This window comes from Amycolatopsis roodepoortensis (genome assembly GCF_014873915.1).
Lineage (GTDB): Bacteria > Actinomycetota > Actinomycetes > Mycobacteriales > Pseudonocardiaceae > Amycolatopsis > Amycolatopsis roodepoortensis.
Genome location: NZ_JADBEJ010000005.1, coordinates 2193467 through 2205478 on the forward strand (window position 1 = coordinate 2193467; position 12012 = coordinate 2205478).

A 12012-nucleotide genomic window follows, 5' to 3' on the forward strand; every position below is an offset into this window, starting at 1 on the left:
TTGGGAGACGACGATGTCCGCACCGCGCAGCCTGGGCTCGGGATCCGGGATTTTCCGCCGTAAACCGATCGATCAGATCCAAGAACTCAGTGGGGGCGGAGGGCTCCAACGCACGCTCGGCCTGCGGCAGCTGACCGCGATCGGCGTCGGGGGCATCATCGGCGCGGGGATCTTCTCCCTGGCCGGCGCGGTCGCGAACAAGACGGCCGGACCTGCGGTGCTCATCTCGTTCCTCATCGCGGGTATCGCCAGCGCCGCCGCCGCGTTCTCCTACGCCGAGTTCGCCGGGTTGATCCCGCGCGCCGGGTCCGCCTACACCTACGGCTACACCGTGCTGGGCGAGATCGTCGGCTGGTTCATCGGCTGGGACCTGCTGCTGGAGTACACCGCGATCGTGGCGGTGGTCGCGATCGGCATCTCCGGCTACTTCAACGAACTGCTGGGCTATCTCAACATCGAGCTCCCGACCTGGATGCTGGGTGCTCCGGGCACCGAAACGGGCGATGTCGCGCCGGGGTCCTACAAGATCAACCTGTTCGCCGTGCTGCTGTGCCTGCTGATCGCCTTCATCCTCAACCAGGGCATGAAGAACGCGGCCAGGTTCGAAACGCTGCTGGTCTACCTGAAGGTCGGCTTGGTCCTGCTGGTCATCGTCGTCGGCGTCTTCCACATCAACACCGACAACTACTCGAACTTCTTCCCGTTCGGCCTCAGTGGCGCGTTCACCGGCGCGGCGACGGTGTTCTTCGCGGTCTTCGGTTACGACGCCATGTCCACCGCCGCCGAGGAATCGACCGACTCCCAGAAACACATGCCGAAGGCGATCATCTACTCGCTCGCCATTTCGATGGTGCTCTACGTGCTGGCCTGCCTGGTCCTGACCGGAATGGTCAACTACAAGGACATCGACAGCGAGGCCGCCTTCTCCAGCGCCTTCGCCGGGCTCGGCATGAAGTGGCTCGGCCTGATCATCGCCGTCGGCGCGATCATCGGTATCACCACGGTGCTGTTCACCTTCCTCATGGGCGCGAGCCGGGTCGGCTACTCGATGAGCCGCGACGGCCTGCTGCCCAAGTGGTTCAGCAAGACCCACCCGGTCCGCAAGGTGCCGAGCCGGATGACCTGGGTGCTCGGTATCGCGTCGGCTGTCATCGCCGGCCTGCTGCCCATCGGCGAGGCCGCGGAACTGACGAACATCGGCATCCTGCTCGCGTTCGTCGTCGTCTGCATCGCGGTGATCGTCCTGCGCTACAAGCAGCCCGACCTGCCCCGGTCCTTCAAGACCCCTGGCATGCCGATCGTGCCGATCATCGGCGTCGTCTTCTCGATCTGGCTGATCACATTCCTGAACCCGGAGACCTGGCTGCGGTTCGCGGCCTGGTTCGTCGTCGGCCTGATCATCTACTTCGCCTACAGCCGCCGTCACTCCGCGATGAACGCGAACAACGGCGACGCGAAGCAGGTCAGCGGAGACGACTCAACCGCGTAGCGGCATCGCGGGCTTCGGCCTGGAGGCGTCCGACGATCGACGCCGCCGGGCCGGAGCCCGCGAGTTCGTAGGTCTGCCCCGCGTAGAGGGACATGATCTCGGGGTCGCCCGCCTTGCCCGCCGCCGCGCGGATCGGTTTGGTCAGGTTGTTGATCTCCGGATACGCCGACGGCGCCGTGGCCGAGAAGTCCGCGACCACACGGTTGACCAGCGACCGGGCAGGACGCCCGCTGAACGCCCTGGTGAACGCCGTCGGCCTTCCGCCGTCCGCGAGCGCCTGCCGGTGCGCGGGCTGCGTCCCCGCCTCGTCCGCCCGCAGGAAAGCGGTGCCCAACTGTGCCGCGACGGCCCCCGCCGCCAGCACCGCCGCGATGTCGGCACCGTGCACCAGCCCGCCCGTCGCGACTAGCGGCAGGTCCGTCCGCGCCGAGACCAGGCGGAGCAGGCTGAGGACGCCGTACTGCGCGCCCCCGCCTTCGGCTCCGGGCTCATCGGCGAAGAGGCCTCGATGCGCTCCGGCCTCGAAGCCCTGGACCACAAGGGCGTCCGCGCCGACAGCCACGGCCTGATCGGCCTCCGCCGGGCTGGTGACGGTGACGGCCACCTTGCTCCCGTTGGCGTGCAGGCGTTCGACGTCATCGGGTGAAGGGGTGCCGAAGGTGAACGAAACGACCGGCACCTTCCGTTCGAGGACGACCTCGAGCTTCGCGGCATAGGCGTCGTCGTCCCAGCGCGGCTCGCCGGGCTCGACACCGTGGCGTTCGGCCTCCGCGCGCCAGCGCTCGACATGCGCACCGAGGTCCGCCTCGGCGGCGCCGCCCGGGACGAAGAGGTTCACGCCGAACGGCTCGCCGGTCAGCCCGGCCGTCTTCGCGATCCGGTCCGAGAGGGCGTCGGCGCTCAGATAGCCCCCGGCCAGGAAGCCGAATCCCCCCGCCGCGGTCACCGCGGCCACGAGCTCGGGAGTGGTCGGCCCGCCCGCCATCGGGGCCGCGATCACGGGAAAACGCAGATCTTCGAACACGTTTCCGACGATAGTCCCCTCGCGATGACACGGAATGTGACGTTCGAGTCACTCCAAGGTTCGGCCGTGGTGGTCTAGACCTTTAACGCCGGAAATGCGACCATCGGACAACGCGTGACGCGCGTCACGCCCCTGTCCCCTGGAGGCACCCGGTGAAGACCTTGAAAGCGCGGCTGGGCCGCGCCTTCGTCGGGGTGGCGCTGCTCGCCGGCGCCACCACCGCAGCCGCCCCCGTCGCCGACGCGGCCACCCCGCCACTGCAGGCGATCGTCCCGGTCCCGGTCTCGGTCCGCGCGGTCACCGGTTCCGACCACACCCTGACCGCGAACACCAAGATCTACACCCAGGCCGGTTCGGCACAGGCCAAGGCGGTCGGCGACTACCTCGCCGGGATCTTCCGCGCGTCCACCGGCTTCCCACTGCCCGTCTCCGACGCGCTATCGGGCACCCCTGCCGACGGGATCTCACTCCTGCTGTCCGGCGCCGACTCCCGTGTCGGTGACCAGGGCTATCAGCTCAACTCGACATCCGCATCGGTCGTCCTGCGCGCGACGACCGCGCAAGGTCTCTTCGGCGGCGTTCAGACACTGCGGCAGCTGCTGCCGGGCAAGATCGAAAGCTCCACGGTCCAGCAGGGGCCCTGGACGATCCCGGGTGCCGACATCCTGGACTATCCGCGATTCGGCTACCGGGGCGCGATGCTCGACGTCGCCCGGCATTTCCATCCGGTCGCCACCGTCAAGCGGTACATCGACCAGCTTGCGCAGTACAAGATCAACAACCTGCATCTGCACCTCGCCGACGACCAGGGCTGGCGCATCCAGATCGACAGCTGGCCGCGACTGACCACCTACGGCGGCAGCACCCAGGTCGGCGGCGGCGCCGGCGGCTACTACACCAAGGCGCAGTACGCGGAGATCGTGAACTACGCGGCCTCCCGATTCATCACGGTCATCCCGGAGATCGACATGCCCGGGCACACCAACGCCGCCCTGGCCTCGTACGCCGAGCTGAACTGCAACAACACCGCTCCCCCGCTGCGCACCGACACCGCCGTCGGCTACAGCTCGCTCTGCATCTCGAAGGAGATCACCTACACCTTCGTCAACGACGTCATCCGCGAGGTCGCCGCGCTGACGCCCGGCCCGTACTTCCACCTCGGCGGCGACGAGGCGCAGGCCACCAGCGACGCGGACTACCGCACGTTCATGAACCGGGTGCTGCCGATGGTGGCCGCCGCGGGCAAGCAGGTCGTCGGCTGGCACGAGATCGGCAAGGCCACCCTGCCCGCCACGGCGACCCCGCAGTTCTGGGGTACGACGACGTCCAGCACGGAGGTCTCGAACGCCGTCGCCCGCGGCAGCAAGGTGATCCTGTCGCCTGCCAACAAGGCCTACCTGGACATGAAGTACAACTCCAGTACCCCGATCGGGCTCTCCTGGGCCGGCTACATCGAGGTCCAGGACGCCTACAACTGGAACCCGGGCGCCTACCTCTCCGGCGTTCCCGAATCCGCCGTCCGCGGCGTCGAATCCCCGCTGTGGACCGAAACCGTGGTCACCCCGGCGAACATCGACTACCTCGCGTTCCCCCGGCTCCCCGCGCACGCCGAGCTCGGCTGGTCGCCGTGGTCGACCCACGATTGGAACACCTTCCGAGTACGCCTCGGTGCCCAAGCCCCGCGGTGGCAGGCCCAGGGCCTCGACTACTACAAGTCGAGCCAGGTGCCCTGGGAAACCGGATCCGGCAACCCCGGCACCTGCTCGCTCCCCGCCTGGGACCGCGCTTCGGTCTATACCGGCGGAGCGACCGTCTCCCACAACGGCCACAAATGGACGGCGCAGTGGTGGACGCAAGGCGAAGAGCCCGGGACGACCGGCCAATGGGGTGTCTGGCGGGACAACGGCACCTGCTGACCCGTCCAGTAGTCCGCTCGGCCCCTTCACCGGGCCGGGCGGGCTACGGTGGTCCCATGGCCGCAGACCTCGAACTCGTCCGCACACTTTCTTTGCGCGAAAACGGACTCGCGACCGTTTCGACGGTCCGCGCCGACGGCACCGTCCACTCTTCGGTGGTCAACGCCGGCGTCTTCGAAGACCCGGTCACCAAGGCACCGGGAGTCGCCTTCGTGGCGATGGGCGGGGTGAAGAAACTCGACCTGTTCCGCCGGGCGGGCCACGCCACGGTCACCTTCCGGCGCGGCTGGGAATGGGCGGCGGTCCAGGGAAGCACGCACCTGATCGGACCGGACGACCCGGACCCGGACTTCGACCCGGCCGGCCTTCCCCGGTTGCTGCGCGAGGTCTTCATGGCGGCGACGGGGACCCACGACGACTGGGACGAGTACGACCGCGTGATGGCCGCCGAACGCAGGGTCGCCGTCTTCGTCACGGCGAACCGCATCAGCGGGAATCGCTGACGCGAAAGGGCCGCCCGGATCGTGATCCGGGCGGCCCTTTCGCGAGTGCCGTCTACTTCTTCTTGCTACCGGCGTCCTCAGTGGACAGTGCGGCGACGAAGGCCTCCTGCGGGACCTCGACCCGGCCGACGGTCTTCATCCGCTTCTTGCCTTCCTTCTGCTTTTCCAGCAGCTTGCGCTTACGCGAGATGTCACCGCCGTAACATTTCGCGAGCACGTCCTTGCGGATCGCGCGGATGGTCTCGCGGGCGATGATCCGCGACCCGACAGCCGCCTGGATCGGGACCTCGAACTGCTGCCGCGGGATCAGCTCACGCAGCCGCGTCGCCATCCGGTTGCCGTAACCGTAAGCGGCGTCCTTGTGCACGATCGCCGAGAACGCGTCGACGGTCTCGCCCTGGAGCAGGATGTCGACCTTGACCAGGTCGGCGACCTGGTCGCCGCCCTCTTCGTAGTCGAGGGACGCGTAACCGCGCGTACGCGACTTCAGTGTGTCGAAGAAGTCGAAGATGATCTCCGCGAGCGGGATGTTGTAGCGCAGTTCGACGCGGTCCTCGGAGAGGTAGTCCATCCCCAGCAGCGTGCCGCGCTTGGCCTGGCACAGCTCCATGATCGTGCCGACGAACTCCGACGGCGCCAGGATGCTCACCTTGGAGACCGGCTCGTGGACCTCGGAGATCTTCATCCCGGACGGCCAGTCCGAGGGGTTCGTCACCACGACCTCGCTCTTGTCCTCGAGCACGACGTTGTAGATGACGTTCGGCGCGGTCGAAATCAGGTCGAGGCCAAATTCGCGCTCGAGCCGGTCCCGGGTGATCTCGAGGTGCAGCAGGCCGAGGAAGCCGCAGCGGAACCCGAACCCGAGCGCCACGGAGGTCTCCGGCTCGTAGGCGAGCGCGGCGTCGTTGAGCTGGAGCTTGTCCAGTGCTTCACGCAGTTCGGGGTAGTCCGAGCCATCGACCGGGTACAGACCCGAGTACACCATCGGCTTCGGCTCGCGGTAGCCAGCGAGCGGCTCCTCGGCACCCTTGCGCTCGGAGGTGACGGTGTCACCGACCTTCGACTGACGGACGTCCTTCACCCCGGTGATGAGGTAGCCCACCTCGCCGACCCCGAGCCCCTTGCTGGCCTTGGGCTCCGGAGAGATGATCCCGACCTCGAGGAGTTCGTGGGTGGCACCGGTCGACATCATCTTGATCCGCTCGCGCGGCGTGATCTTCCCGTCGACGACCCTGATGTAGGTCACGACGCCCCGGTAGGTGTCGTAGACCGAGTCGAAGATCATCGCGCGGGCCGGCGCGTCCGCGTCCCCGACCGGCGGCGGGACCTGCTTGACGCACTCGTCGAGCAGTTCGGTCACGCCCATGCCGGTCTTCGCCGACACGCGGAGCACGTCCGAGGGCTCGCAGCCGATGATGTGCGCCAGCTCGGCCGCGTACTTGTCCGGATCGGCCGACGGCAGGTCGATCTTGTTCAGGACCGGGATGATGTGCAGGTTCTTCTCGAGCGCCAGGTAGAGGTTCGCCAGCGTCTGCGCCTCGATCCCCTGAGCGGCATCGACCAGCAGAATCGCCCCTTCACAGGCCTCCAGCGCCCGGGAAACCTCGTACGTGAAGTCCACGTGGCCGGGAGTGTCGATCAGGTGCAGGACATGGTCCTGGCCGTCGACCTTCCAGGGCAGGCGCACGTTCTGCGCCTTGATGGTGATCCCGCGTTCCCGTTCGATGTCCATGCGGTCGAGGTACTGAGCGCGCATGGCCCGCTCCTCGACCACGCCGGTGAGCTGCAGCATCCGGTCGGCCAGGGTCGACTTGCCGTGGTCGATGTGCGCGATGATGCAGAAGTTCCGGATGAGCTCCGGGGGCGTGAAGGTCGTGTCGGCGAACGTCGTCAACGGGTTTCCTCGCGAAGGTCGGGGTGTGCCACCTCTATGCTCCCATGCCGCTCCGGGTGCGAGTGGGGGTCATCCCCGATGCGGCCCGTGATGAGCTGTGGTGCCCTCGAAGTATGAGCACTTCACTGTCCCAGATACTCGACCGAACGTTCGGCCGTCCCCGTGGACTGCTCGGCCGGTTCGGCGGCCGGGCGATGGCCCACGGCAACGCCGCCACCGAACTTCGCGTCGTCGAGCTGGCGTCAATCGAGTCCGGCGAAACCGCCCTGGTCGTGGGACCTGGCCCGGGCGTCGGTCTCGAGGCCACGGCCGGACGCGCGGGCCGCGCGATCGGCGTCGACCCCTCCGCGGAGATGCTCGCCCTCTCGCGCCGCCGCTGCGGCGACGAGGTGGAGCTGCGGCACGGCACCGCGGCCTCCACCGGCCAGCCGGACGAAAGCGTCGACGTGGTCCTGAGCGTCAACAACGTGCAGTTGTGGGAGGACCGGGCGGCGGGATTCGCCGAACTGTTCCGCGTGTTGCGGCCCGGCGGGCGGCTGCTGCTGTCGTCGCACGAGAAGTGGCTGCCGGTCTCCCGGCACGAGCTGGCCGACGAAGTGGCCGCCGCCGGCTTCACCGACCTGCAGACCTGGACGTGGGAACCGCCGGGCTTCGGCGCCTCGCTCGCCGCTCAGCTGCGCGCGATCAAGCCGCTGGACTAACGCGGGTCAGTGCGTAACGGGTGCTCACGCGGCACCTCGACCAGCACGATCCTGGTGCCGTCCGGGTCGGCGATCCACGCTTCGTCCAGCCCCCAGGGTTCACGTCGTGCCCCGCGGACAGGCTCCAAACCCTTCTCCGCGAGTTCCTCGAGCGCCGCCGGCAGATCCCGGACCTGGAGCCACAAGGCGACGTCAGGGGTCGGGCCGGTCTTCCCGGTACCGACGATCTCGATCGACCCGTTCCCGGCGAAGAACACCGTCCCGCCGGGGAACTCCTTGTCGATGGCCAGGCCCAGGGTGTCCCGATAGAACGCCGTCGACACGTCGAGGTCCTTCGGGTGGATCAGCACCCTGCTGCTCAGCACGTCCATGGCTCAATCCCTACCGGATGGGTTCAGGCCATCGCAATCGCGGTGATCCCCGCCAGCACCACCACCGACCCGGCCAGCCTGCGGACGGCGTTCGCCTCCCCCAGGACCAGCCAGGCGGCAAGGCCACCCAGGACGATGCTCAGCTCCCTCGCCGGTGCGACGAGACTCACCGGAGCGATCTGGAGGGCATAGAGCACCAGCAGGTAGGCGACCGGTGAAAGGACGCCGACCACGAGCACCTCGCGCTTGTGTTCGCGCCAGAGCCACGAGACCTCTTCGCGGTCCTTCAGCGCGTACGGCGTCATGAGGACGCTCTGCACGATCGCGCCGGTTCCGAAGTAGACGATCGGCGGGACCCCGAGACCCGTGACCGAATGCGCGTCCCACAGGGTGTAGGCGGCGATCGTGAGACCGGTCAGCAGGCCGTAGACCAGGCCTTTGCGGCGGGCGACACGGTCGGCGGCGTCGGCATGCGCCGGCGCCCGCCCTGACCCGATCACCAGCACCCCGGCGACGACGAGGAACGCGCCCACCAGGCCGAGCACGCCCGGCCGCTCGCCGAGCAACACGACGGCCGCGAGCACCGAGATCAGCGGCCCGGTACCACGGGCGACGGGATAGACGACGGAAAGGTCGCCGACGGCGTAGCCCCGCTGGAGGACGACCCCGTAGGTGACGTGGAACACCGCGGCGACCACCGCGGCGAACAACCAGGTCCACTGTGGACGTTGCGGCTCCACGGCCAGCGAGACGGCCATGACGGGGACGAGCAGGACAGCGGACAGGCTGTAGTAGGCCCAGACGAACCGGGCTCCGCCACGACGGATCCGCTTGGCCGCGAGATTCCAGCCCGCGTGGATGACGGCGGCGATGACGACGAAGGACAGGGCGGTGGCGTTCACGACGGACCTTTCACGTTTTCCGCGCATGCGGAAAACACCGGTCCTCCAGGCTTTTGTCCCGTCAGATGAACGGCGGCGCTTCCGGCCCCGCCGATGGTGCCGCTCGGACCTGTCCCGTCTGCCCTGATTGTGTGTTTCCCGAGCGGGCAGGCGGCGGAACCCTAGGCACTACGCTCCGCACCGTACCTCAAGCCCTCGTCCCGAGGTGGCCGCGAGCCACCCCTGGACGGCTGTTAAGCTTGCCTTTCACCGTCGTGTGGCATTCCGTCATGGAGGAAACCCGCGCGCTCTCACGAGTACGCAGGGCCGGTCACAGCGCGGCGGTGAAACCACCGAGAGATTCAAGAGGAGCGCCCCCGTGGCCAACATCAAGTCGCAGATCAAGCGCATCACCACCAACGAGAAGGCGCGTCAGCGCAACCAGGCGATCCGGTCCTCGGTGAAGACCGCGATCCGCAAGTTCCGTGAGGCCGCCGACGCCGGCGACAAGGCCAAGGCCCTGGAGCTGCAGAAGGACGCGGCTAAGAAGCTGGACAAGGCCGTGACCAAGGGCGTTCTCCACGCCAACCAGGCCGCCAACAAGAAGTCCGCGCTGGCGAAGCGCGCGAACTCTCTCTGATCGGCTTTCGAAGGGCCCCGGCGACTCGCGTCGCCGGGGCCCTTCGTCGTGTTCAGCGGCTTGTGCCGTGAGCGACGACGACCTCCAGGACGGCGCGCTCCAACGCATACTCCGGGTTGGCCGCGACCCCCTTGACCTCGGCGTTGAGCCGGGCGACCACCCGCATCGCGGTGGCGAGCCCGTCCTGGCCCCAGCCGCGGGCCTGCCCCTGCGCCTTGCGCACCTTCCACGGCGGCATGCCCAGCTCACCCGCCATCTGGTTCGGGTTGCCGCGACCGGCACCGGACACCCGCGCGATCGTCCGGACGGCGTCGGCGAGGGCGTCCGCGACCAGCACGTGCGGTACGCCCAGCTGCATCGCCCAGCGCAGCGACTCCAATGCCGCCGCCTTGTCCCCGGCGACGGCCTTCTCCGCCACGGCGAACCCGTTCACGTCCGCGCGGCCCCGGTGATAGCGCCGGACCGCCTGTTCGTCGACCGCTCCGCCGGCGTCCGCGACCAGCTGGGTCGCGGCCGACGACAGTTCACGCAGATCCGAGCCGACCGCGTCGATCAGCGCGAGCACCGCCGCACCGTCGATCTTCCCGCCGACCCGGCGGACCTCGTTGCGGACAAAGGATTCCCGCTCGGCAGGCTTGGTCAGTTTCGGGCACTCGACGACCTCCGCACCGGCCTTCTTCAAGGCGGTGGGGAGGCCCTTCGCGGCCTTGCTCCGGCCACCTCCGCTGTGCACGACGACGAGCACGATGCCGTCGGCGGGGGCCTTCACGTAGGCCATCACCCCGTCGGCGAGCTCCTGCGAGATGTCGTGCGCGGACTCGAGGACGATCACCCGCCCTTCGGCGAACAGGGAGGGACTGACCATCTCCGCGAGCGCCGGGACTGTGAGGTCCGACACCCGGATCCGGGTGAGATCCGCCGTCGGGTCGGCCGCTTTGGCCGCGTCCGAAGCGCTGCGGACCGCGCGTTCGATCAGCAGCTCTTCCTCACCGAGAACCAGGACCAGCGGCGATGGGGCGGAAGCTTGCGTCGTCACGGTGACGATCCTGCCACTCCTCCTCTCGTGTGCTTTGTCCGGTGATGTGTTGCGGGCACTGTGGCCCCACCTGAGCCTCATGTCGTACGGTGTTGGCGAGGCGACGCGATCACACGCGTGCCGACAATCGAATACCGCTCATCCAGAGGGGCAGAGGGAACGGCCCGATGAAGCCCCGGCAACCGGCGTCAGCCTGTCATTCCGCGATCGCGGGATAGCTGACGAACACGGTGCCAATTCCGGCCCGCCATGGCGGGGCAGATGAGGAAAGGAACCTCGCGATGACCGCAACCCTCGGCACGACCTCCACCACCAAGACCCCGGATCTCGGACCGGCCGTCGAACTGGTGTCGAAGGAAGAGGGACACCGGCAGCCGCTCGCCCCCGAATTCGTTTCCGCCGAGGACTTCTCGCCGCTCGAAGTCGCCTACGACTTCGGCCGCGTGCGCCGCGAGGACATCGAAGCCGGGCCGAAGAACATCTGGCGCTACAAGAAACTCCTTCCCGTTCCCTCGAACGTCGAAGAGATCCCCAACACCGAGCCCGGCGCCACCCGGCTCATCCAGGCCGACAGGCTCGCGAAAGCCTTGGGCGTCAAGAAGGTCTGGGTCAAGGACGACACCGGCAACCCCACTCACTCGTTCAAGGACCGCGTGGTCGCCGTCGCTTTGGCGGCCGCGCGCGAGTTCGGGTTCGACGTGCTCGCCTGTCCCTCGACCGGCAACCTGGCCAACGCCGTCGCCGCCGCGGCGGCCCGCGCCGGCTGGCGGTCGGTCGTGCTGATCCCGAAGACCCTGGAACGCGCCAAGATCCTCACCACCGCCGTGTACGACGGTGACCTGATCGCGGTCGACGGCAACTACGACGACGTGAACCGGCTCGCCACCCAGCTCGCCGCCGAGCAGGAGAGCTGGGCGTTCGTCAACGTGAACGTCCGGCCCTACTACTCGGAAGGCTCCAAGACGCTGGCCTTCGAGGTCGCCGAACAGCTCGGCTGGCGGCTTCCCTCCCAGATCGTGGTGCCGATCGCCTCCGGTTCCCAGCTCACCAAGGTGGACAAGGGTTTCCGCGAGTTCGGGCAGCTCGGCCTCGTCGACGAGACGCCGTACAAGGTGTTCGGCGCGCAGGCCACCGGCTGCTCCCCCGTCTCGGCTGCTTTCCGCGCCGGGCACGACGTCGTCCAGCCGGTCAAGCCGGACACGATCGCCCGGTCGCTGGCGATCGGGAACCCGGCCGACGGCCCCTATGTCCTCGACGTGGTCAACCGCACCGGCGGTGCGATCGAAGACGTCACCGACGAAGAGGTCGTCGAGGGTATCCGGCTGCTCGCCCGCACCGAAGGCATCTTCACCGAGACCGCCGGCGGCGTCACCGTCGCGACGGCCAAGAAGCTCATCGAGACCGGCAAGCTCAACCCGGACGAGGAGATCGTCCTGCTGATCACCGGCGACGGCCTCAAGACCCTCGACGCCGTCGAGGACAAGATCGGCCCGAAGGCCACCGTCAGCGCCTCGGCCGACGCGGTCCGCGAGGCTCTGGGCATCTGAGTTCCCGACG

At 68.3% G+C, this 12012-nt stretch carries 11 protein-coding genes and 1 riboswitch; of the genes, 6 read left to right on the forward strand and 5 right to left on the reverse strand.

Features of this window, described 5'->3' with window-relative positions; translation table 11 throughout:
• Window positions 1–13 precede the first annotated feature (13 nt).
• Window positions 14–1489: an amino acid permease gene (locus H4W30_RS29755; RefSeq protein ID WP_192745824.1), complete on the forward strand. Its 1476-nt coding sequence runs from the start codon at window positions 14–16 to the stop codon at window positions 1487–1489.
• On the opposite strand, the gene H4W30_RS29760 is transcribed toward H4W30_RS29755, so the two are convergent.
• Window positions 1464–2513 carry a nitronate monooxygenase gene (locus H4W30_RS29760; RefSeq protein ID WP_192745825.1) on the reverse strand — a complete coding sequence of 350 codons (1050 nt, stop codon included), beginning with the start codon at window positions 2511–2513 and terminating at the stop codon, window positions 1464–1466. The genes H4W30_RS29755 and H4W30_RS29760 overlap by 26 nt on opposite strands.
• Before the next feature lie 152 nt (window positions 2514–2665).
• Between H4W30_RS29760 and H4W30_RS29765 the strand changes: the two genes are divergently transcribed.
• Window positions 2666–4429, forward strand: coding sequence for a family 20 glycosylhydrolase (locus H4W30_RS29765; protein ID WP_192745826.1), 1764 nt, complete (start codon window positions 2666–2668; stop codon window positions 4427–4429).
• Window positions 4430–4485: 56 nt separating this feature from the next.
• Window positions 4486–4932 (forward strand): pyridoxamine 5'-phosphate oxidase family protein, encoded by a 447-nt coding sequence (locus H4W30_RS29770; RefSeq protein WP_126729562.1) that lies wholly within the window; start codon window positions 4486–4488, stop codon window positions 4930–4932.
• A 52-nt stretch (window positions 4933–4984) separates the two neighbouring features.
• Here the strand turns inward: H4W30_RS29770 and lepA are convergent, their stop codons facing one another.
• Entirely contained in the window at window positions 4985–6826 is a 1842-nt protein-coding gene (gene lepA / locus H4W30_RS29775; protein ID WP_126729564.1) for a translation elongation factor 4, read from the reverse strand.
• A gap of 113 nt (window positions 6827–6939) precedes the next feature.
• Between lepA and H4W30_RS29780 the strand changes: the two genes are divergently transcribed.
• Complete coding sequence (locus H4W30_RS29780) at window positions 6940–7527, forward strand: class I SAM-dependent methyltransferase (RefSeq protein WP_192745827.1); 588 nt, start codon at window positions 6940–6942, stop codon at window positions 7525–7527.
• Here H4W30_RS29780 and H4W30_RS29785 read toward each other — a convergent pair.
• Window positions 7524–7898 carry a VOC family protein gene (locus H4W30_RS29785; RefSeq protein WP_007034800.1) on the reverse strand — a complete coding sequence of 125 codons (375 nt, stop codon included), beginning with the start codon at window positions 7896–7898 and terminating at the stop codon, window positions 7524–7526. The two genes, H4W30_RS29780 and H4W30_RS29785, sit on opposite strands and share 4 nt — an antisense overlap.
• Window positions 7899–7921: 23 nt before the next feature.
• On the reverse strand, window positions 7922–8827 hold the full coding sequence (locus H4W30_RS29790) for an EamA family transporter (protein WP_192745828.1): 906 nt from the start codon (window positions 8825–8827) through the stop codon (window positions 7922–7924).
• A 331-nt stretch (window positions 8828–9158) separates the two neighbouring features.
• Between H4W30_RS29790 and rpsT the strand changes: the two genes are divergently transcribed.
• Window positions 9159–9419: a 30S ribosomal protein S20 gene (rpsT, locus tag H4W30_RS29795; protein WP_007034798.1), complete on the forward strand. Its 261-nt coding sequence runs from the start codon at window positions 9159–9161 to the stop codon at window positions 9417–9419.
• Between the two features lie 52 nt (window positions 9420–9471).
• On the opposite strand, the gene holA is transcribed toward rpsT, so the two are convergent.
• Window positions 9472–10455 (reverse strand): DNA polymerase III subunit delta, encoded by a 984-nt coding sequence (holA, locus tag H4W30_RS29800; RefSeq protein WP_192745829.1) that lies wholly within the window; start codon window positions 10453–10455, stop codon window positions 9472–9474.
• Window positions 10456–10590: 135 nt separating this feature from the next.
• Window positions 10591–10723: riboswitch (SAM riboswitch) on the forward strand.
• A gap of 13 nt (window positions 10724–10736) precedes the next feature.
• Between holA and thrC the strand changes: the two genes are divergently transcribed.
• Window positions 10737–12002 carry a threonine synthase gene (gene thrC, locus H4W30_RS29805; protein ID WP_005158594.1) on the forward strand — a complete coding sequence of 422 codons (1266 nt, stop codon included), beginning with the start codon at window positions 10737–10739 and terminating at the stop codon, window positions 12000–12002.
• Window positions 12003–12012 lie beyond the last annotated feature (10 nt).

Coding starts and splice junctions, on each gene's coding strand:
- H4W30_RS29780 (WP_192745827.1), top strand. CDS start 6,940: ATGAGCACTTCACTGTCCCAGATACTCGACCGAACGTTCGGCCGTCCC.
- H4W30_RS29785 (WP_007034800.1), bottom strand. CDS start 7,898: ATGGACGTGCTGAGCAGCAGGGTGCTGATCCACCCGAAGGACCTCGAC.
- thrC (WP_005158594.1), top strand. CDS start 10,737: ATGACCGCAACCCTCGGCACGACCTCCACCACCAAGACCCCGGATCTC.
- H4W30_RS29770 (WP_126729562.1), top strand. CDS start 4,486: ATGGCCGCAGACCTCGAACTCGTCCGCACACTTTCTTTGCGCGAAAAC.
- H4W30_RS29755 (WP_192745824.1), top strand. CDS start 14: ATGTCCGCACCGCGCAGCCTGGGCTCGGGATCCGGGATTTTCCGCCGT.
- H4W30_RS29790 (WP_192745828.1), bottom strand. CDS start 8,827: ATGCGCGGAAAACGTGAAAGGTCCGTCGTGAACGCCACCGCCCTGTCC.